The sequence below is a fragment of the Pseudoalteromonas sp. SG45-1 genome, assembly GCF_014164135.1.
GTDB lineage: Bacteria > Pseudomonadota > Gammaproteobacteria > Enterobacterales > Alteromonadaceae > Pseudoalteromonas > Pseudoalteromonas distincta.
This window is the reverse complement of sequence record NZ_JACJEP010000012.1, coordinates 1-22,422: the sequence shown is the minus strand read 5'-3', so window position 1 is coordinate 22,422 and position 22,422 is coordinate 1. Positions and strand designations below refer to the sequence as shown.

Here is a 22,422-nt window from a genome sequence, read left to right as displayed (position 1 = left end):
TGCACAAAAAGCAGACATATGACCGCTAAAACTTACCGCAAATCATATAGACTTGAAAAATAACTATATCTGCGTATCATGCGCGCAAATTTAACTAAACTGGGTTGCTATTATGATCAATAGAAAATTACCTTTGCTAGATATTCACCGCCATTTAGACGGTAATGTACGTGCGCAAACCATATTAGAACTTGGTCGACAGTTTAATATAGAGCTACCTGCAGATAACGTTGAAGCATTAATCCCTCATGTTCAAGTTATTGATCCTGAACCAAACCTCATGGCTTTTTTACAAAAGTTAGATTGGGGAGTTACTGTGCTTGGCGACTACGATGCGTGTAGACGTATCGCAATTGAAAACATTGAAGATGCACAAGCACAAGGTCTTGATTATGTGGAGCTTCGATTTAGCCCTTACTACATGGCACAAAGCCAAGGTTTACATCCAGAAGGCGTTGTAGAGGCAGTTGTTGATGGTATTAAATCAGCAACAAAGGGCGCAAATATAAAAGCTAACTTGATTGGTATTTTATCGCGTACTTATGGCGTAAAAACGTGTCAAAAAGAGCTTGATGCATTACTCGCATTTAAAAATGATTTAGTCGCTGTTGATTTAGCCGGTGACGAAATTGGCTTCCCGGGTGAGTTGTTTGTAGAGCACTTTAAACAAGTACGAAATGCGTATTTAGCTTCGACTGTCCATGCTGGAGAAGCACTTGGCGCTCCAAGTATTTGGCAAGCAATTAATGAGTTGGGTGCGAGCAGAATAGGGCATGGCGTTAAAGCAATTGAAGATCCAAAACTAATGGATTATTTACGCGATAACCGTATTGGTATTGAGTCATGCTTAACAAGTAATATTCAAACCAGTACAGTAAACGATTTAACTAAGCACCCACTTAAACAGTTTTTAGATCATGGTATTTTAGCGTGTATTAATACTGATGATCCTGCGGTTGAAGGTATTGAAATTGAGTATGAATATACCGTTGCTGCACCTAAAGCAGGCTTATCTCAAGCTGATATGGAAAAAGCCCAAAAAAATGCGTTAGAAATAGCATTTTTAAGCGATGGCGATAAAAAAGAACTTTTATCACTCGTTAGCGCACGTTAATGTAAGAGCATTAAAAATGCCGCTTTATATAAGCGGCATTTTTGTATCTGCAATTTAGTGTGTTTGGCAGCTTATGTAATTATCGTAAAGTGCTTTAAGTACATCTGCTCGGCTGATCATACCGATTACTTTAATGCCCTCTACAACAGGGTAGTTTTTTGGTTTACCAGGCTGCATCTGCTGTGCAAGCTCAATAATGTTGGTATCGCCGCTGACGGTCACTACCTCTGTTTGCATAAGCTGCGATACTTTAACCATCCCATCACAAAAATAACTGCTTTGCGTAAGTGGTTGTAACAGCTCTTGCTCTGATATAAATCCAACTAAGCATTTATCTTTATCAAATACTGGTGCGCCAAGTAGTTTAAATTTTTGTAGTTCTGCTATGGCTGTCGTCATTTCTGTATCTGGTGTGATATTTGGCAACTTGCGTTGCATAAAATCTTTTACTTTTGTATTTAGCATTTGGGTCTCTCCCGCTGATGTTCTATACAAAGTATGGTTTATAGATAGGGATTTAGGAAATTGTTTATATTGATGGAGTTGATAGGTTTTAACTATTAAATATTTATTGTTATAAAAATAAAGGCACCGATTAGGTGCCTTTATTTATAACTGAAAGTAAATTTCAATTATTTGATAAATGCGAATGCATCTGCGTACATGTTTTCACGAATTGCACCATGAGTAATAAAGTCATCACGGACAATACCTATCATGTCAAAACGACCTGCCATATAAATATCGTATGGTTCTAGTGACACAATATCTTGCATTACTGCTTTGTGTACGTAGCCAGTGTGTCCTTGCCAATTAGCAGATGGATTTTCTACTACAGGAATAAACTTAAAGTTCTCATGGCTATCTGCCCATGTTTGCATTTCTGTATGTGCATATAAAGCAGATTCTTCTTTTACGCCCCAGTAAAACAATACAGGGCGCTCGCATTTTATTTCAGCTAAATGATCAGCCATTGATTTTGCGTATGAAAAACCAGTACCACCGGCGAGTAAAATAATAGGGCGCTCACATTGCAGGCGCAACTGTGAAATACCCAAGCCAGCTTCAATGTCTACTAACTGCCCTGTGGTATGGGCGTTTCGTAAATGCTCTAACGATTGCATTGCATACGAATCGGCACCTGAGGCGCCAATATGCAGTTCTATTGCATCGCACTGTGAAGGGCGACTAGCTATAGAAAAAGCACGTTTGTCTTTTTCGCCTAATACGAGTTGCATGTATTGGCCAGCTTCAAAGGTCACAGGTTGTTGTGGCTTTAAAATTACTTTATGAACAAATTCTGTAAGTGGGCTGATAGCTACAACTTCAGCTTTTAATGTTTGCATTTTTTACCTTTTAGCAGCGCTTGTAACAGCAGATACGCAATCGAATAGCTCGATTCTAGCATATCTGCAGGGTTATTTTATAGCCTGATATGTACTTACATATAAACACTTAAACAATATTAAGGCTTTCCCAAATATCATCTACACGGTCTTTGGTGTCTTTATCCATAACAATAGGCTCGCCCCATTCGCGGGTGGTTTCGCCAGGCCATTTATTGGTAGCATCCATTCCCATTTTTGAACCAAGACCTGAGACTGGTGATGCAAAATCGAGATAATCAATAGGTGTGTTCTCTATTAATGTTGTATCACGCGCTGGATCCATTCGGGTTGTTATAGCCCAAATAACATCTTCCCAATCGCGGGCGTTAACATCGTCATCGCAGACGATTACAAATTTGGTGTACATAAACTGACGTAAGAACGACCAAACTCCCATCATCACGCGCTTAGCATGGCCTGGATATTGTTTTTTCATTGTTACAATCGCCATACGATATGAGCACCCTTCAGGCGGAAGGTAAAAGTCGACAATTTCAGGGAATTGCTTTTGTAGTATCGGCACAAACACTTCATTAAGTGCCACACCTAAAATAGCAGGCTCATCAGGCGGACGGCCGGTAAATGTGCTGTGATAAATAGGATCTTTGCGATGCGTTAAATGAGTGACCGTCATTACTGGAAAGTCATCGACTTCATTATAGTAACCGGTATGGTCACCATAAGGGCCTTCTGGCGCCATTTCACCAGGCATTATGTAACCTTCAAGTACTATTTCTGCACTGGCAGGGACTTGTAGGTCATTTGAAATAGATTTTACAACTTCGGTTCTGCTGCCACGTAATAAGCCAGCGAATGCATATTCGCTTAGAGTGTCAGGTACAGGCGTTACGGCACCTAATATAGTGGCAGGATCGGCACCTAATGCTACCGATACAGGGTAGGGTTGCCCTGGGTTTTCTTTACACCATTCTTGAAAATCAAGCGCGCCACCACGATGTGACAACCAGCGCATAATTATTTTATTTTTGCCTAATAATTGCTGGCGATAAATACCTAAATTTTGGCGCTTTTTATAAGGCCCTTTGGTAACTGTAAGGCCCCAAGTAATTAATGGTGCTGCATCACCTGGCCAGCAATGTTGAATAGGTAATTTAGTTAAATCTACATCATCACCTTCTAAAACTACTTGTTGACAAGGCGCTTTTTTAACTTCTTTTGCAGGCATATTAAGCACTTGCTTAAAAATAGGTATAGCGCCTAGAGCTTCTTTAATACCCTTTGGTGGATCAGGTTCTTTTAAAAAAGCGAGTAGCTTGCCCACTTCGCGAAGCTCGCTAACATCTGTTTGGCCCATGCCCATTGCTACGCGTTTTGGTGTACCAAATAAGTTGGTAAGCACCGGCATATCGTAGCCTTTTGGGTTTTCAAATAATAACGCAGGGCCTTTTGCACGCAATGTGCGATCAGATATTTCGGTCATTTCAAGATACGGGTCGATTTCTTGGGTGATACGTTTAAGTTCGCCTTTTTTTTCAAGCAAATCGATAAAATCACGTAGATCTTTATATTTCATTGTGGGCCGCTATTAAGCAAAAGAGTTAAAGTATTATACCCATTTCATGCAAGGCAAGTCATTACTTGCACTTAAAACTTAAAGCGCTCTACGGCACTCGTTAAAGAGTGTGCAAGTTGGTTTACGTCTTCACTTTCGCTTGCTAGGGTTGTCGCGTTTTGGGCATTCAAGGTTGCTTGCTCTGTCACCTTTGCCATTATTTGTTGAATGTCGCCACTGTTAGTCAATTGCTCATGTGATGCATGAGCAATTTGCTCACTCATCTGATTAACAGACAACAATGTGCTTTTAATACGCTCTACGGCTTTATTTAGTTCAGTGCTGTTTTTAACACATTGCTTGGCTTGGTGTTGGCCATCAGTAATGTGTTCTTGAGTTGTTTTAGTGTGTTGTTGCAATGTTTGGATCATGGTGTTTATTTCGCTAGTCGAGGTTTGTGTACGTGCAGCTAATGATCGAACCTCATCAGCAACTACAGCAAACCCGCGTCCGTTTTCACCCGCTCGCGCTGCTTCAATTGCAGCATTAAGTGCAAGTAAGTTAGTCTGCTCGGCAATGCTACTAATTGTTTCAACAATGGCTTCAATAAGCTGAGTGTACTGTGCGAGCTCTTCTGTGCTGCCTACTGCTTTATCAAGACGCTGCAATAAAGTTTCTATACTTAGACTATTTTGATTAGCAATCTCGTTTACATCATTTGCAAATTGCGATGCGTTTGTTATTTCACTTGATGTTTTATCTGCTTGCTCATAAACCGCTTGTGAGTTGGTTAGCATATTGTGTGCAAGCGATGTTGCCTGCGCGCTTCGCTCTAACTGCTGTTGTGCAACAACCGTCATTTGCTGACCTTTTTCACTGGTTTTAATAGCGCTGCGGTCTAGCTCGTGGGCGTCACTACTAATCGCACCAATTAGGTTAGTAAGGTCTTCACTGAGTTTATTTATGTTATTTAGCAAAGTACCAAATTCATCCTTACTACGTGGGTGGCTTCGCTTTGATAAATCACCTGAGGCGATTCGGGCTAAATCGCGGTTTACTTTTTTAAGCGGTTTTAGCATTGCGCGAGTTGTAAAAATAGAGATAGCGATAATCAATATAATTAAAACAATCGTAATAATTACTACAGAACTAATCCCTGTATTTATGGCGGCCTTTGCATTAGTTTGTAAGGCATTAAAGCGCTCATCAGCCAATTTATTAAGTTCAATAAGCTGACCTTCTGTTGTTATAAATTGCTGTTGAAAGTGTTCAAAATTTTGAGCCGCAGCAATAGCACTTTTGAGTACTTTATTTTGTTGGGCATAAATTCCTGTATCGTTGTTAAGTAACTCTCTTAATTGATTAAACTTAGTCGTTAGATTTTTAGCATTAAACGCATTATTAAAAGGTAGCGCTTGTTGCTCTAAATAGGTGAAATTAGGTTGGATGTTATCTAGTAGAAATAGAGTATCTTGCTGATGGCTATTTAAATCATTGATACTTGTAGTTTGAGTAATGCTTTTTATATTATTGCTTAAGTTAAACAATAAATCGTCTATACGGGTCGCTGTTCCAAACATAGCATTAAGTAACGCCTGCTGTTTTACAGGCACTTCTAAAAGTTCTATATCAAGTAAGTTAGAACTTAAATTGTAAAGTTGCTCGTTAAACGTTGCTGATAATTCTATGGTGGAATTTTGCGCTACAAACTTACGCTCTTTAGCGCTAAACATTGCGACACTTACTTCAGTCAGTTGCTCGAAACCTGTGTTGGTACTGGTGAGTAAATTTTGCATTGTTATTTGTTGATTTAGTTGAGTGCTTAACAAATTGAGCATATCGCTAAATTGTTGTTGCTCAACTTGCGCCTGTTTTTTATTTTGTTGAAGTAAATCAAGGTTTGCTTGGCTGTAAGCTAAGGCGTTAAATTTGGTAATAGACAGTAATGATAGCCTTAAATCTTTGCTGAACTGTTGTACCGGAACCGCTAATTTTTCGGTTCGGGTATTGTTAACGCTAATTTTGTTTAATGACCAATAAAAAAATACACTACTTGTTAGCACCAATATGCCAATGGCTGTAAAGGCTAAAATTATTTTATGTTTGATCGCAATTGAACGCATAACTTCATCACAATAATGGGTCTTTAATTATTGTAGCATTATTGTAATTTATTGGTTGTTTTTATGTTAAGCCTTGGTGCACTGTCTTTTTTTACCAGCAATGATTAACATGGCTTCATTACCCTTACCCCAAAACAGTACCTCTTCACTTATATATTTATTCCCTGATGCACTTTTTTCGTGATTAAGTACATGCACTTTATTGTTAAAGATAAGTTCGGCTTCAGAATTATTAATAATATTGAGTTTTACGCTCTTATCATCGCATTGGTAAGCAGTACTGGTTTTTAAATCACTACATGCGGTTAAGCTTAGTAAAATAGCGATTAATGCTAAATATACTTTCATTTTTCCTCCCATCTTCTTTAAACGTTAGTTAAAACACAGGGCAAAATTTTAATCTAATGTAAGAATAACAAAGCAAAATTAACCGTTGGTGAAAGTAGCGCTTTAAGTTATGTTTATAGCAATATTTTTTGAGCTCGGAAGCTTTATGGCAGGCACTAACCTTTTAACGTTATTAGATGATATAACCACTTTACTTGATGACATTGCGACAATGAGTAAGGTAGCAACAAAAAAAACAGCAGGTGTATTAGGCGATGACTTAGCGCTCAATGCACAGCAGGTTACAGGTGTAGCTGCAGAGCGTGAATTACCGGTTGTTTGGGCTGTGGCAAAGGGCTCATTTTTAAATAAAGCGATACTCGTACCCGCTGCTTTATTAATAAGCGTATGGCTGCCTTGGTTAATAACACCGCTTTTAATGATGGGTGGTTTGTTTTTATGTTTTGAGGGAGCTGAAAAAGTATTTGCTAAGTTTTTGCCTCATCACAATGAAGTGGTAGATGAAGATGAAAAATTAGATTTAGTTGAGTATGAAAAACAAAAAATAAAAGGGGCAATAAGAACCGACTTTATTCTTTCTGCCGAAATTATTGTTATTACTTTAGGCACTGTGGCAGGCGCTACATTACTTAACCAAGCTTTAGTGCTTTGTGTTATCGCAATTATAATGACGATTGGCGTTTATGGCTTAGTGGCCGGTATTGTAAAGCTGGATGATGCCGGGCTTTATTTACTCAACCAATCAAAGGTAACAGCTAATAAATTTAAAGAATTACTTGGGAAAGGCTTACTCGCAGCAGCGCCTAGGTTGATGCAGTTTTTAGCATTTGCGGGCACCATCGCGATGTTTTTAGTAGGTGGCGGGATTTTAGTACATGGTGTTGAGTTACTGCATCATACTCAAGTCGATGTAACAAACTATGCCCAATCTGTTGCTGGCGGTACAGGAGAAGTATTAGCTCCTCTATTGTTTGATGGTTTGCTAGGCGTGATTGCTGGCTTAGTTGTCGTGCTTATACATGTAGGTTATACAAAGTTATTTAAAAAATAATTCCAAGCTGGCGTACTTGTTGCGCCAGCTATATTGAAATTCACTCATTCACAGCTAGCTATTTTACAAAGAGATTCCAATTCAAATTGTGCTTTAGTATTTTTTTGCTCAATGGCCTTTTTATACCAATAAATAGCTTGCTGTTGATCCTGATCTATTCCCTGACCATCACGATACATTTGCGCTAAATTTAATTGCCCCCATTGAGAGCCCGCTTCAGCAGCTTGTTTAAAGCTATTAAATGCTTCAACAAACAAACCATCTTTAAAATAAATAATGCCTTGTTGATTGTTTTTATCGAGCTTTAAGCCTTTATATAGTGGCTTAGGTTTAGGAGGATGCATCACAAACCCACCATAAAGGATGTTGGCATAAGGGCGCAGTACGTCGTAAATAGCTTCGTCGTTGTAAAGGCGTGCTACTTCATCACGAGGGAGGGTGATTGTTTTAGTGGAAAAGTAATTGTCTTGAATTAGCTGGCTAGTACGCATTGCCAAAGTAATACTATTATTACGTTTATAGCTGTAGTTGCTTATCTGAAAGGTAATAAATTGTTCGTCAAAATTTAAAACTTGAGCAATTCTTAAATTGGTTAGGGTCCAAGGCTCGTGTGTAAATTTGTCGGCGTGTACTAAGTAGGTATCATATATTTTAGGCGTATTTAAATAGTTTGTCTTTTGAGTCTCGCTATTAAGGTGCTGTTGATAAACAAATAAAACAATCCAAAGTAATAAAAATACACCAATAAAGTATTTAGGTAGGCTTAGTTTTTCTATTAACGGTAGTTGCGATATTTTAACCGGTTCGCTTTTTCCGCAGTGATAGCACTCACGTTTATAGCTTAATTTTAAGGCAAGCATAGGTAAAATACTAAACCGTAAATAGCGGCTTTTATTTACTAAATGGTAGGCGTCGCTTTGACAATGAGGGCAGCGTGTTGTTTGTGCAAAATGTGGAAATGATTCACTCGTGTTGAAAAGTAACATAAAGCACGCTCCTTGTTTAATTACCTAAAGGTAAAACAAGAAGCGTGTTAGTTAAAGCCACAAACTGTAAGTAAGTATGTCTGTTATTACTTATTTTGAGCTTTAGGCTTAATTGTTGTTTTTGCATCAGCAGCCATTAGAGCAAATACAGCGTATGCAGCGGTATTTTGACGAAGCTTAGCAGGTGTTACTTTATCAAGCGTATCGTCAGCTGTATGGTGGTAATCAAAGTAATCTGTTCCATCTTGAGCAAGTTCAAAAATAGGTGCTGAGGTTGCTGCTTTAAGTGGAATTAGATCAGGGCCACCATTCGCTTGGTTTTTACCAATATGCTCAATATTTAACGGCGCAAGTTCTTTTGCAATAGCACGCACTACAGGAAGTGACTCTGCGCTTACGTTCGATTCAAAAGCATATACAACATCGGCGCCAAAATCAGACTCAGCTGCTGCAACAATATTGCTTAGCTCGTTTTTATGCTCTGTAAAATAAGCTTTTGCACCCCAAAGACCTAGCTCTTCAGCTGCAAAAAGTACCACACGAATACTTCGCTTAGGACGTTTTACATCGCTAATATGTTTAGCGGCTGCCATTGTTAGTGCAACGCCTGCGCCGTCATCTAGTGCGCCAGTCCCTAAGTCCCAAGAATCTAAATGCCCGCCAATTAGTACATATTGCTCAGGGTTTTCGGTACCATTAAATTGGCCAATAACGTTATAACCAGTGCCTTCACCAAGGCTTTCGGTTTGCACATTAATATTTACCGATACGTCTTTATCTAAAGCAATGAGTCGTGCAATCTGATCGGCATCTGGGTTAGCAATGGTTACATTAGGTATTTTTGTAACACCTTCTTTGTAGTAACTACCGCCAGTGTGTGCAAAACGATGATGACCAGTACTTACCGAGCGCATCATGTAGGCAACAGCGCCTTTTTTAGACGCCTCTATAGCGCCTGTGCCACGTGCTTTTACAGCAGGTCCGTAACCATTCCCGTCTATATCGCGGTTCATGCGGTAATTAATATACGCAATTTTACCTTTTAGGCTATTTTCTGGTGCTGCAATTAACTCATCAAGTGTTTCGAACAAGACTACTGGTGCTGTGATCCCATCTTTAGGCGTGCTTATACTGTTACCTAATGCAGTTAAATGTAGAGGTTGCTCGCTTGGTGTTAGTATTTTTCCGCTTTCGCTATAACGGCGCCATTCAGGAAAAGTCGCTTCTTCAAGCCATACTTTATCAAAACCAAGCTCATTAAATTTAGCTTTAGCCCATGCCACTGCTTTTTTATCATTTTCAGTACCAGGTAAGCGAGGGCCTACTTCAGTTGTTAATGACTCTAGTAATTTATAGCTTAGATCACTATTTAGTGCAGAGGTGCGCACTTCATTGACTTGTTGTAATTGCTTTTGGGTAAATTCGGCGTTGTTAGCGTTTGCAGCCATACTGCTAGTAAGCAGCAGTGCGGTAATTAATTTTTTCATTTGGGTAAGCCTTTTTAATAATTAGCGCTATTAGAACATGTAACAAACATGATAAAAAATAGATGAGATGAATAGGCTTTGTAATAGGTTTAATGCTGTTAGGTATAAACGTTTAGATATAAAAAAGCCCGCGTAAATGTACGCGGGCTATATTTTAACACTGTTATTTAAGGCATTTATTTAAAAGCTAAATTGCGCTGCTAAACGAAGATTTGTACCCTCGCCAACAGTTACATTACTCGTGCCGCCACCACCTAAATAGCTCTTATCAAATAAGTTTTCGATGTTAAGGCGTAAGTTAATATCGGTATTACTTAAGTTAAACTTATAAGTGGCGCCTACATCAACACGTGTATATGCATCTTTAGTAATTGTATTATCGCTATCTGCAAAGCGCTCGCCTTCATAAAAAGCACCAGCGTTAATGGCAATGGCGTCGTTTAATTCATAACGAGTCCAAAGTGATGCCGACCATTTTGGTGCGTCGGTCGGGCGTTTACCTTCCAATACTTCATCGCGTTCAAAGTTAGCATCTAGATACATAGTTGATGCCATAACAAATAAGCGGTCAGTAGCAGCACCTTGTGCGCTTACTTCAACACCTTTATGGCGTTGTTCACCCACTTGGTTTGTTTCACTTGTGAATGAGCCAATAGGCGTCTCAAGCTGTTCGCTAACAAGTGTGCCTTCTTTACTAATATCAAAAATTGCACCTGTAAGCAGTAAACGGTCATCAAATAATTGCCATTTAATACCAATCTCTCTTTGCTCTGAGGTAATGGCATCTAGCTTCATGCCATTATTTACATCGGTTTCATCAATCAGAGTTTCACTACCTTGAGGCTCAAAACCTTCTGAGTAACTAGCATATATAGTTGCCGAAGTATTTGGATGATAAAGCACACCTACCTTTGGTACAAATGACTCGTTATCTGCACCTTCTCGTGTTTGTTTGTCGTAACGGCCACCTAGCGATAATTGCCATTGTGGTGAGAACGAAATTAAGTCCTGAACGTAAATACCGTAATAGTCGTATTCAGTTTCGCTTACTGTATCATCTGTTTTATAACTTACAGATGGGCGTGATGGTTCTGCTTGTCCTGCAGAAAAATCAAAGTAGTCAGCAGAAGTACGGCGTTGCCCGTAGTAGTAATCTAGCGAGTTTGCGCCAATTAAAAACTGGTGCTGTAAGCTACCTGTTTTAAATTCACCAATAAAATCAATAAATGCAGTTTTAAATTGCCAATCGTCAAAACGGTCGTAAGGACGAGATTCATAGCTGTCACCTTCAGCAAAGCTACTAGGCATGCGAGGTGCTGACTCAAAGCGTTGACGTTCAAACGTTTGTTCGTTATAGCCAAGTTTTACTTGCCAGTTATCGGTTAAAAATACTTCTAGGTCTACACCTAGGTTTTCTACGGTAATATCGGTAAACGCCCAAGACATATCACGGATTGTTTTATCGCTACCAATTACATTAGCATTATCGTCTATCCATGCGCCAGTATCTAAACCTGCTTCGTCATCTGTGCGGTCGTAATGCACACGTACTAATGCGTTATCGCTAATATCGTAATCTACAATTAAAGCACCTAAAAAGCGGTCGCGTTCACGATTTTCACCGTTTTGGTACTCACGCCAGTAGTCAACGTCTTGCTTTACTAAAATCCCGCGAGCACGTAAATCTTCCGATTCAGTCAAGGCACCTGCAGCATCAACCATAAAGCGGGTTGAGCCATGCTGATCTACATCGGCACTGGCATTAAATAGTGTTTGTGCTGTAGGTTTTTTAGTTACCATGTTAACCAAGCCACCCGGGCCTGACTGACCATATAAAATACTTGATGGGCCTTTAATTACTTCAACTTGCTGCAAAATTTCGATTGGTTGCTGATAGTGCGACCAATGCTGATGACCGTCGCGTAAATAACCTGTCGATGAGCTCAGCTCAAAGCCGCGTAAGTTAAATACCTCACGATTTCGTTGTTGTGAGCCTGCAGTTAAGCTTGCGTCATTTGTGAGTACTTCGCCAAGTGTAGTGGCAAGCTGTTCGCTAATAATAGTGTCGGTTATTACAGTGACAGATTGTGCAGTTTCAAGTAATGAAGCTGATGTTCTCATTGCGCCATTAGCGTTATCTACTTTGTAATCGTTAAAGTAGCTACCCTTTACTTCTATGCGTTCAAGGTCGGTAGTGTTTGCATATGTGCTTGTCGTAATGCTTGCTAATAGAGCTATGTAAATAGAATTCAGTTTCATTAATTGCTTCCAGCGCAGGTATGTAAAAAAACAATCGCGATCTTAATGCAAACTACTATCATTTTCAACACCTTTCATTAACATGTTTTATAATGTGTTTGTTAATGGTTGCCAATTACGAATTCTGCTATTATAAGCTGCATATTAGTGGGGCTTTCTCCCATGTTATTTTATTGCTATGGAACTTACTGTGACTTCAACTGCTTTTTCATCTTTGGCTTTACCGGCTGGACTCGTTGATAACTTATCAACCCTTGGCTATGCCCACATGACACCTGTACAAGCGCAAAGTTTGCCGCCTGTACTTGCTGGTAAAGACATCATTGCTCAGGCAAAAACCGGTTCAGGTAAAACTGCTGCGTTTAGCTTGGGTGTGTTAGCTAAATTAAATGTAAAACGCTTTCGTATTCAATCTTTAGTCTTGTGTCCGACTCGTGAACTTGCCGAGCAGGTTGCAGTTGAAATGCGTAAATTAGCGCGCGGCATTCATAACATTAAAATATTGACGTTATGTGGTGGTGTTTCAATTGGCCCGCAAATAGGTTCACTTGAACATGGTGCGCATATTATTGTTGGCACGCCAGGGCGTGTTGATGACCATATTCGTAAAGGTACTCTACGTTTAGATGATGTGGAAACATTGGTGCTTGATGAAGCCGATCAAATGCTTGATATGGGTTTTCAAGACACATTAGATGCAATTATTGAGCGTATTCCACAAAATCGTCAAACATTGTTATTTAGTGCTACTTTCCCAAGAGCTATTGAAGCAATTGCTAAGCGTGTACTTAAAAATCCAGAAATGGTTAAAGTAGAAGAAGAGCAAGCCAAAAGCACAATTAAGCAGTACTTCTACAAAATGGATAACAATAAGCAGCGCTATCCAACGCTTAAGTTATTACTTCTTAAATTTACACCACAAAGCTGTGTTGTATTTTGTAATACCAAAGTAGAAACTCAACAAGTGTGTGATGATTTAGCTGACGAAGGCTTCAGCGCTGTTGCATTGCACGGTGATTTAGAGCAACGCGATCGTGAACGTACGCTAATTCACTTTTCAAATAAAAGTGCTTCAATACTTGTTGCAACCGATGTTGCTGCACGAGGTTTAGATATTGATGACATGGATATGGTTATTAACTACCATTTAGCACATGACACGCAAACACATGTTCACCGTGTTGGCCGAACTGGTCGTGCTGGTAAAAAGGGCATTGCTTGTTCTATTTATGGTGAAGCTGAAGCGTTTAAAATTGCACAAATTGGCGATCATTACGAGCGTGATATTACTCCAGAGCAAATGCCGCCGTTTAATTTATTAGATAAACCGCCGTACCGCCCTGAAATGGTTACTTTGATGATTGATTCAGGTAAAAAGCAAAAAGTACGTGCAGGCGATATTCTTGGTGCTCTAACAGGTAAGGATGGGGTTGCAGGTCGTCAAGTAGGTAAAATTAACGTACTTGATAACGTAGCATTTGTTGCTGTTGAACGTAACTCATCAAAACCAGCACTTCGCAAACTAACCGAAGGCAACATTAAAGGGCGTAAAATACGCGCTCGTCGCCTTACTCGTTAATTTAAACCGCTAAATTAACAAATTAGCGAGCAGCTACCTTTAGCTGCTCGTATTGTAATTTTATTTTTTTAAACTTAACTTCACAACCATTTGGTTTATCTGGGTGCATCTGTAATGCAAGTTGTCTCCAGCGCTTTTGAACGTTTTTAAGAGTGAAATTTTCGGGTAACTTCCACTCTAAAGCCAACGCTTTAAATTCATTGTCATTTAATACTTGTTGTGGTGATGTCGTTTTAAACTGACGCCAAAAACTATTCAAAAGCTCATCAATTTTCTCTTCACCGGTATCGTAATTACGCCAATCTAAATAATAATCTCGCAAATTTTCGTTCGTTGTTACTAAACTATTATCTTCTTTTTCTAAAAGCTCGATATGCAGAGTTGAAATGAGTAAACTTTGAGGGCGTAATTGTGCCTGCAGTTGGTACAATGCATTCATAATTAAAAAGTTACGTTTAAATAAATCACGTTCAGGGCTTTTATCGAGTGTTGTTATTGCGCTGCGGTTTGTCAGTTCTGCTGCTAAAGTATGAACTTGCCAAACCTGCCTTGTTAATATCAGCTCAAAAATCTCATCAATCAGTGGGTTAAGCATTGTTTAGGCCCTAGTAGTTAGTGTATCTTCAATAAAGATTACACTGATATAAGTAACGGTTTGAAGGATTAAAATTATGCTGGGCAAGTTTAAATGCCTCTTATTTACTATATGCTGTGTACTAATAGCTCCTAGCTATGCCCAAAATAGTGATTCGTTATTTGAGCAATTCAAAAACGAAGTGCAGTGGGAGCCTAAATTACAATTAGCAAATACGTTACTTGCTAATCAAAACGTTTCTAAAAAAGAGCGTGTCGCTGTTTATTCGGCATTAGGTAATAGTGCGTTATCGGCTGATAATTTTAAAGAATCTTTACACTATTTTAAATTATTAGAAAAAAACACTTCAGATACTTTCTTTCCTGACGAGCACTTTCGTGCAATAAAAATGCAAGGTGTAGCACTTTTTTATCAAGGCCTATTTCAAAAGGCCATAAGTGAATATACCCGTACCCTAGTATTAGCTGAAAAAAATGAACAACTACTTGAACAAGCAAATTTACTAAATAATATTGGTTTGGCTTATTTTAATATGAATAAGCTAGGCGATACCCTAGAGTTTTACTTAAAGGCAAAAGCTATTTACGAAGCGCACGGTAGTGAGCAAGATCAAACCGACATATTACTTAATATAGCAGGCGTTTATATACGCTTATCACGCTACGATAGTGCATTTAGTCTTTATCAAGATGTACTTAAAGTTTATCAGCGGTTAGATGATAAAAGCGGTATTGCGCAGGTATACAACAATATGGGTGTTGCTCATATGGAGAGTAATCAATTTGACTTAGCACTTCATTATTACCAGCTAGCGCTGCGTTATTATATTTCAGCCAATGATTACAATAAGTTATCTACGCAATATACCAACTTGGCAAATACTAATTTAGTGTTAAAAAAAGTAGATGAAGCGTACGAGCAAGCTAAATTAGGTGAGTACTATGCGCTTAAAATAGGTAACCATAATTTAGAGCTTAATGCGCTACATGCGCTTGGTAAAATTCAGTTTGTTAAAGGCAACTTAGAAGAGGCGAAAATAAGTTTAGATAGAGCTATTTCACTTGCCCACGAATATGGCAGTGAGCGAATAATTAGGGAGGGTTTAGGGACTAAAGCACTACTTGAAGCCAGTAAAGGCGATTATTCAAGCGCAATGGCCTTGCAACAAGAATATATTAGTGAGCTACGAAAACTCAGAAGTACAGCAATTATAAATGCATTAGCGGTACTTCAGCATCAATTTAAAGCAACCCAATTAAACCAAGAGATAGAAAAACTTAAACAAGATCGACGTGTGCAAGAGCTAAAAATGTCGCAGCGTTCTCAGCTTACTTTATTCTCTTTTTTACTATTACTTTTGGTTGTTGTAACTGGTATTGCGCTTTACCGCCGTGGCGCAGAAAAACGCGCTAAGCAGCAGTTAACAGAGCAAGTTACGCAGCGCACTGCCGAGTTACAAGCAATAGCACAGGAGCTAAGACAAGCTAACGATGTTAAAAGCCAGTTTTTGGCCAATATTAGCCACGAAATCCGCACTCCACTAACGGCTATTTTAGGGCAAACAGATGCTTTAATTAATGAATTATATGAGCCTGAGTCACTTAAAGATGAATTAAGAGTAATTCAGCGCCATAGCGACCATTTAAAAAGCTTAATAAACGACGTGCTCGATTTAAGTAAAATTGAAGCTAATAGGTTAGAGTTAAATATTTCGTGCTTTGATATTGTAGAGCTTGTAAATGACGTACATGCAATGTTTATCACTCAAGCAAAAGCAAAAAATTTACGCCTCATTTTAGACAATCAAGTGGGTAATGAGTTTTACACTAAGCTGGATTTAATACGCGTAAAACAGATTCTTATAAATTTATGTGCTAATGCTATTAAGTTTACTCACGCTGGCCAAATCATTATTGCTTTAAATAAGAGTGAACAAGGGCTAGTGATTATTGTAAAAGATACCGGTATTGGTATGAGCTCTAAACAGTTAAAGCTTATTTTTGAATGCTTTAGCCAAGCTGATAACAGTATTAGCCGTCGCTTTGGGGGGACAGGGTTAGGCCTTAGCTTATCGCAACAATTAGCCGCGATGATGGGCGGTTATATCAGTGTACAAAGCGAATACAAAAAGGGCAGTCAGTTTTCGTTCTTTTTACCGTGCGCAGAAGTAAATAAATCGCAAAGCCTGATTGAAACTCAAAGCGCTCCAAAGGTAAATAAGCAATTGGCAGGGCGTGTTGTACTTGCAGAAGATCACCCTGATAATCGAAGGTTAATAAGCCGCTATTTACGTTCAATGGGGCTCGAGGTTATTGCCGTTGAAAACGGTGAGCAAGCGGTAGAGCAATGCTTAAAAGAGTATCCTGATTTAGTGCTACTCGATATTCAAATGCCTGTGATGGATGGGCGTTCTGCTTTTCAGCTATTAAAACAGTGTGGTTTTGAGCGGCCTATTTTTGCTTTAACTGCAAATGCTATGAGTCATGAAGTGGATGGCTATTTAGAGTTAGGGTTTAGTGGTTACTTAGGTAAACCGATAGATAAAGAGTCATTTTATAAAGCGCTTTCCAGCCACCTATATAGTGCAGAAGATCAGCCAACTACAAAGCAAAATGAAGTTGATATGAGCGATCTTGTGATAAGTTTTAAGCAAAGCTTTGCTTTGGAGAGTGAAACGATTACTCAGCATTTTATAAGTGAAGATTTAGCCGCGCTACAAAAAGATAGTCATCGCATTTTAGGAGCGGCGCAAATGTTTGGTTTAGATGAAATTGCGCAATCGGCTCAAAGTTTAGATAGAGCCCTTTTACGCAGGGCCCAAAAAAGTAGTGCGAATGACTTTAAAGCGCTCGTTGATACGCTGCAAAGTGTACTTAAAAAGTATAACGAAAGTTAAACTGTGTTTAATCCAGACATAAAAAAAGCGCCTTAGGCGCTTTTTTTATTCAGCTAAAACGCTTTATTGGCGTCTCATCGAATCAAAAAATTCATCATTGGTTTTGCTCATCGATAGTTTATCGATTAAGAATTCCATTGCATCAATTTCTGACATGTCATGAACAATTTTACGTAAAATCCAAAGCTTTTGAAGCTCATCTGGTTTTGTTAGTAATTCTTCACGACGAGTGCCTGAACGATTAAAGTCGATAGCAGGGAATACACGTCTTTCCGCAATTTTACGGTTAAGGTGAAGTTCCATGTTACCAGTACCTTTAAACTCTTCGTAGATAACTTCATCCATTTTAGAGCCGGTATCGATAAGCGCTGTAGCTATAATTGTTAAGCTACCACCTTCCTCAACGTTACGTGCAGCACCAAAGAAGCGCTTAGGTTTATGTAATGCGTTAGCGTCAACACCACCAGTAAGTACTTTACCTGATGAAGGAATAACGGTGTTATAAGCACGTGCTAAACGAGTGATTGAATCCAATAAGATAACAACATCTTTTTTATGTTCAACTAGGCGTTTTGCTTTTTCGATAACCATTTCGGCAACTTGTACGTGACGAGAAGCTGGCTCATCGAACGTTGATGCAATAACTTCACCTTTAACTAGGCGTTGCATCTCAGTTACTTCTTCCGGACGTTCATCAATAAGTAAAACCATTAATGTTACATCAGGGTGATTATGCGTAATTGATTGTGCAATGTTTTGAAGTAGCATTGTTTTACCCGCTTTTGGCGGAGCTACTAACAAGCCACGTTGGCCGCGGCCAATAGGAGATGCTAAATCAAGTACACGGGCTGTAATATCTTCTTTACTGCCGTTACCACGTTCCATGCGAAAACGTTCGTTTGCATGTAGTGGAGTAAGGTTTTCAAAAAGAATTTTAGTTCGAGAGTTTTCAGGTTTATCAAAGTTAACTTCATTTACTTTGAGTAAAGCAAAGTAACGTTCACCGTCTTTAGGTGGACGAATAAGGCCTGAAATTGAATCGCCAGTACGCATGCTGAAACGGCGAATTTGGCTAGGTGAAACATAAATGTCATCTGGCCCAGCTAAGTAAGAGGCTTCTGATGATCTTAAGAAGCCGAAACCATCTTGTAAAATCTCTAATACACCGCCGCCGAAGATATTCTCTCCGCCTTTGGCATGGGATTTAAGAATGGCAAAAATGATATCTTGCTTTCTTAAGCGGGCTACGTTTTCGAGCCCCATGGACTCAGCTAAGTCTACAAGCTCTTTAATCGACTTGTCTTTTAATTCGCGTAAATGCATATTGGTGGGTTCTTTATTACAGTTGTCATACTCAAAATCGCTTTGATCGTTGAGTGAGGTTTGTTGAATATAACTAAGGATTAGTTGGCTTTATAAACTAGCAGTTCACTGGCAAAGCGTCCAGTCTTTATACAAAATAAATTTAAAAAAGGGCAAAAAAGCCCTTTTATTGTTCTAGCTTACCGTTAGATGTTGTTTTCTAAAAACTCGATAAGTTGAGTTTTTGAAAGAGCACCTACTTTCGTTGCAGCTACTTGGCCATCTTTAAAAAGAAGTAAAGTAGGGATACCACGAATACCAAACTTTGGCGGTGTGCCAGCATTTTGGTCAATATTTAATTTAGCAACAGTCACACGGCTGTCGTATTCATCAGCAACTTCGTGAAGAATAGGGGCGATCATTTTACAAGGTCCACACCATTCAGCCCAGAAATCTACTAGTACTGGTTTGTCTGATTGTAATACGTCAGCTTCAAAGCTATCGTCAGTAATTTGGATTATTTTCTCGCTCATTGCGCTCTCCGATTTAGTTAGGCGAAATATTTAGTGCGTATTTAAACACTCTTGTTTCTTATTGCAAGTTTAAACGTTATGCTTAAACGCTATGACTAAGACACATTTAACCGATAAAAAGTTTTCAGACTTTGCTATCGCACCGGAAGTGGTTGCCGGTTTAACCGAGAATGGGTTTGAATATTGCACACCTATTCAAGCAAAATGCCTACCTTTTATTTGTGATGGACGCGATATCGCGGGCCAAGCTCAAACGGGTACAGGCAAAACGTTGGCGTTTTTAACCGCCACGTGCCATCGGTTATTACAATCTAGCAAAGCACCTAGTAAACATCCAAGAGCCCTGATCATGGCCCCTACTCGGGAGCTTGCGATTCAGATACACAAAGATGCTAAAATTTTAGCGCCGCACTGTAATCTTAACTTAGGTTTAGTATATGGTGGCGAAGATTACGAAAAACAACGTGCACAACTAGAAAAAGGCGTTGATATTTTAATTGGTACTACAGGTCGCCTAATTGATCTGTATAAGCAAGGCTGTTACACCCTTAATGAAATTGAGGTAGTCGTGCTGGACGAAGCCGATCGTATGTTCGATTTAGGTTTTATCAAAGATATTCGCTATATGTTCGATCGTATGCCAGATACATCAAAGCGTTTAAACTTATTATTCTCTGCCACATTGTCGTATCGCGTACAAGAATTAGCTTTTGAGCACATGACAAACCCAGAGCATGTTCAAATTGAACCTGACGTTAAAACGGGTAAACGTATTCAAGAAGAGCTATTTCATCCTTCGCAAGAAGATAAAATTAAGCTGTTGTTAACCTTAATTGAAGAAGAATGGCCAGAGAAGGCAATCGTGTTTGCAAATACCAAGCATAGTTGTGAGACGGTTTATGCTTGGCTTAAATCAGACGGTCATCGTGTAGGTATGCTTACTGGTGATGTTAACCAGAAAAAACGCCAAACTATATTAGCGCAATTTAGCAAAGGTGATTTAGACTTTTTAGTTGCGACCGATGTTGCAGCGCGTGGTCTTCATATTCCAGAAGTAAGTCATGTGTTTAACTTTGATTTACCTGACGATTGTGAAGATTATGTTCACCGTATTGGCCGTACTGGCCGCGCTGGTGCATCAGGCCACGCAATTAGTTTTGCATGTGAGCAATATGCATACAACCTGCATGAAATTGAAGAATATATAGAGCACAGCATTCCTTTATCACATTATGATAAAACAGCATTGCTAGATGATTTAACTCAGCCTATTATTCAAAGAAAGCGCAACTATTCAACAGGTCCACGTAACCGTAGTAATAATAGCGGACGTCGCCCAAATAATAGTTACCAAAAAGGACGGTCGTAAGCGACCGTTTGTATAAGTAGTAGTAACTAGAGGTTTTTGAACGGTGGGGCAACTTAAACCGCAAAAAAATGTGTACGCAGTTATTGATTTGGGCTCAAATAGCTTTCATATGCTTATTGCCAAATCAATTGCTGGCGGTCTACAAACAATTGGACGTGTTAAACGCAAAGTCCGATTAGCCGCAGGGCTTGATAAAGGAAACGTATTAAGCACTGAAGCAATGCAGCGAGGCTGGGAATGCCTTGCCCTTTTTGCTGAGCGTCTACAAGATATCCCAGACAAAAACATCACCATAGTAGCAACAGCTACCTTACGCTTAGCAACTAACGCCGAAGTATTTAAAAATCATGCCGAAAAAATTCTAGGTCATAACATTAATGTTATTAGCGGAGAATTAGAAGCGCGCACAATTTATAAAGGTGTTGCCCATACTTCATCTTGTACTGGCAAACAGCTTGTTATTGATATTGGTGGTGCAAGCACAGAAGTTGTAATTGGTAAAGCATTTGATGCCCTACATTACAAAAGCCTCAATATGGGGTGTGTTACCTATCTTGAACGCTATTTTAAAGATTGCCAACTAAGTAAGAGTAACTTTAACGCAGCAATAAAAGCGGCTCGTACAGTCATTGATGAAATTTCTCCAGAGTATAAAGCAGCTGGATGGCAAATTGCATCTGGAGCTTCTGGTACAGTACAAGCAATTCAAGAAATTATGGTCGCGCAAAATCTTGACGACTTACTTACACTTGAAAAGCTCAACACCATAAAAGATCAAGCAATTGCATTTAGCACTATTGCAGCGCTAGACCTTCCTGGGTTAAGTGAAGACCGTCGACTGGTATTTGTATCAGGACTTGCAATCTTAATCGCACTATTTGAATCTCTTGAAATAGAAAAAATGGGATTGGCGGGTGGAGCACTGCGTGAAGGTGTTTTATATAGCATGGTTCCGGAGTTTCATAATAACGACATTCGCAAACGCACTGTTGATGGGTTTATGAGCCGTTATCATGTTGATCAAAAACAAGCGTGTCGAGTTTCAAGCTTGGCAATGCAGTTAGCGCTGAGTATTGATAAAGATTGGCCAATTGAAAGCTTAAATGGGTTACCACTATTAAAAGCGGTAGCGCAGCTTCATGAGATTGGATTACTAATAGAGTATAAGCAGTACCATAAACATACCGCTTATATTTTGGAAAATACCGATATGCCTGGTTTTTCACAGTCAGAGCATAAATTAATAGTAGCGGTAGCAGATGCACATCGATCTGATTTTCCAAAAGGTTGTTTTAATTCACTCGGCGTAAATAGTCTATTAGCACAATATATAGTGAGATTACTACGAATAGCAGTCATTTTATCAATGCGCAGACAAGATGATGTACTGCCTAAGTTTAAGTTAACTGCTAAAAATGAAGTGTTAGACCTTAAGTTTGAAAGTAACTGGTTAAAAAATCATCCATTAATGGCCAGCGAGCTGCAACAAGAGTCTAAACAGCAAGGAAAACTTGGCTGGAAGCTCATAGTAAACTAATTAAAAAGGCCCATCAGGGCCTTTTTAGTGTTTAAAGTAACCATTTCGATGTAAATATGTGCGAACCGCATATTATTTCAAGTTTTCTTCAAAAAAGGGTTGATCTGTTTTCGGATCTCCCTATAATGCGACCCCACTGAGACGGGAAACGCTGAAGCATAGCAAGGCACGAACTACTCACAGAGTTAAATAAAACTTCGGTTTTAAATCTTCCAAAAGAAAGTTTAAATTTAAGTGTTGACAAAAAAATAGGAAAGCGTAATATGCGCAGCCCTAGCGAGATAAAGTTCAACTTTATAATCGCAACGTTCTTTAACAATATAAAGCAATCATCTGTGTGGG

Annotated in this window: 17 protein-coding genes; 6 read left to right on the top strand and 11 right to left on the bottom strand. The window is 39.1% G+C overall.

Annotated elements, in window-relative coordinates:
• Positions 1-112 precede the first annotated feature (112 nt).
• Positions 113-1,114 carry an adenosine deaminase gene (gene add, locus H5117_RS11635; protein ID WP_024605929.1) on the top strand — a complete coding sequence of 334 codons (1,002 nt, stop codon included), beginning with the start codon at positions 113-115 and terminating at the stop codon, positions 1,112-1,114.
• A 54-nt stretch (positions 1,115-1,168) separates the two neighbouring features.
• On the opposite strand, the gene H5117_RS11630 is transcribed toward add, so the two are convergent.
• From H5117_RS11630 to H5117_RS11610, 5 genes are all read right to left on the bottom strand, one after another.
• The gene (locus H5117_RS11630; RefSeq protein WP_138489806.1) at positions 1,169-1,579 is read right to left on the bottom strand and encodes a CBS domain-containing protein; all 411 of its coding nucleotides are present in this window, start codon (positions 1,577-1,579) and stop codon (positions 1,169-1,171) included.
• Positions 1,580-1,746: 167 nt separating this feature from the next.
• Positions 1,747-2,460: an NAD(P)H-flavin reductase gene (gene fre / locus H5117_RS11625; protein ID WP_182694198.1), complete on the bottom strand. Its 714-nt coding sequence runs from the start codon at positions 2,458-2,460 to the stop codon at positions 1,747-1,749.
• 109 nt (positions 2,461-2,569) lie between these two features.
• Positions 2,570-4,036: a 4-hydroxy-3-polyprenylbenzoate decarboxylase gene (gene ubiD, locus H5117_RS11620; protein WP_002960958.1), complete on the bottom strand. Its 1,467-nt coding sequence runs from the start codon at positions 4,034-4,036 to the stop codon at positions 2,570-2,572.
• Positions 4,037-4,107: 71 nt separating this feature from the next.
• Positions 4,108-6,138, bottom strand: a complete 2,031-nt coding sequence (locus H5117_RS11615) for a methyl-accepting chemotaxis protein (protein ID WP_182737961.1) — start codon at positions 6,136-6,138, stop codon at positions 4,108-4,110.
• Positions 6,139-6,204: 66 nt separating this feature from the next.
• On the bottom strand, positions 6,205-6,486 hold the full coding sequence (locus tag H5117_RS11610; protein ID WP_182737949.1) for an MliC family protein: 282 nt from the start codon (positions 6,484-6,486) through the stop codon (positions 6,205-6,207).
• 145 nt (positions 6,487-6,631) lie between these two features.
• Here H5117_RS11610 and H5117_RS11605 point away from each other — a divergent pair, with 145 nt between their 5' ends.
• Entirely contained in the window at positions 6,632-7,537 is a 906-nt protein-coding gene (locus H5117_RS11605; RefSeq protein ID WP_182693858.1) for a DUF808 domain-containing protein, read from the top strand.
• 44 nt (positions 7,538-7,581) lie between these two features.
• Here H5117_RS11605 and H5117_RS11600 read toward each other — a convergent pair whose 3' ends face one another.
• The 3 genes from H5117_RS11600 to H5117_RS11590 form a co-directional block, all read right to left on the bottom strand.
• Entirely contained in the window at positions 7,582-8,523 is a 942-nt protein-coding gene (locus H5117_RS11600) for a tetratricopeptide repeat protein (protein WP_182737947.1), read from the bottom strand.
• Positions 8,524-8,609: 86 nt separating this feature from the next.
• Positions 8,610-10,010, bottom strand: a complete 1,401-nt coding sequence (locus H5117_RS11595; protein WP_182737945.1) for a M20/M25/M40 family metallo-hydrolase — start codon at positions 10,008-10,010, stop codon at positions 8,610-8,612.
• A gap of 180 nt (positions 10,011-10,190) precedes the next feature.
• Positions 10,191-12,269, bottom strand: a complete 2,079-nt coding sequence (locus tag H5117_RS11590) for a TonB-dependent siderophore receptor (RefSeq protein WP_182737943.1) — start codon at positions 12,267-12,269, stop codon at positions 10,191-10,193.
• A gap of 190 nt (positions 12,270-12,459) precedes the next feature.
• Here H5117_RS11590 and dbpA point away from each other — a divergent pair, with 190 nt between their 5' ends.
• Complete coding sequence (gene dbpA / locus H5117_RS11585) at positions 12,460-13,848, top strand: ATP-dependent RNA helicase DbpA (RefSeq protein WP_002960948.1); 1,389 nt, start codon at positions 12,460-12,462, stop codon at positions 13,846-13,848.
• Positions 13,849-13,870: 22 nt separating this feature from the next.
• On the opposite strand, the gene H5117_RS11580 is transcribed toward dbpA, so the two are convergent.
• Entirely contained in the window at positions 13,871-14,443 is a 573-nt protein-coding gene (locus H5117_RS11580) for a DNA-J related domain-containing protein (protein WP_002960947.1), read from the bottom strand.
• A 76-nt stretch (positions 14,444-14,519) separates the two neighbouring features.
• Here H5117_RS11580 and H5117_RS11575 point away from each other — a divergent pair, with 76 nt between their 5' ends.
• Complete coding sequence (locus tag H5117_RS11575; protein WP_182737941.1) at positions 14,520-17,339, top strand: ATP-binding protein; 2,820 nt, start codon at positions 14,520-14,522, stop codon at positions 17,337-17,339.
• A 63-nt stretch (positions 17,340-17,402) separates the two neighbouring features.
• Here the strand turns inward: H5117_RS11575 and rho are convergent, their stop codons facing one another.
• On the bottom strand, positions 17,403-18,662 hold the full coding sequence (rho, locus tag H5117_RS11570; RefSeq protein WP_002960945.1) for a transcription termination factor Rho: 1,260 nt from the start codon (positions 18,660-18,662) through the stop codon (positions 17,403-17,405).
• A gap of 185 nt (positions 18,663-18,847) precedes the next feature.
• Complete coding sequence (gene trxA / locus H5117_RS11565) at positions 18,848-19,174, bottom strand: thioredoxin TrxA (RefSeq protein ID WP_002960942.1); 327 nt, start codon at positions 19,172-19,174, stop codon at positions 18,848-18,850.
• Between the two features lie 91 nt (positions 19,175-19,265).
• Between trxA and rhlB the strand changes: the two genes are divergently transcribed.
• Positions 19,266-20,543, top strand: a complete 1,278-nt coding sequence (gene rhlB / locus H5117_RS11560; protein WP_002960940.1) for an ATP-dependent RNA helicase RhlB — start codon at positions 19,266-19,268, stop codon at positions 20,541-20,543.
• A 43-nt stretch (positions 20,544-20,586) separates the two neighbouring features.
• Positions 20,587-22,080 carry a guanosine-5'-triphosphate,3'-diphosphate diphosphatase gene (gene gppA, locus H5117_RS11555; RefSeq protein WP_182737939.1) on the top strand — a complete coding sequence of 498 codons (1,494 nt, stop codon included), beginning with the start codon at positions 20,587-20,589 and terminating at the stop codon, positions 22,078-22,080.
• The last annotated feature ends 342 nt before the right edge of the window (positions 22,081-22,422 follow it).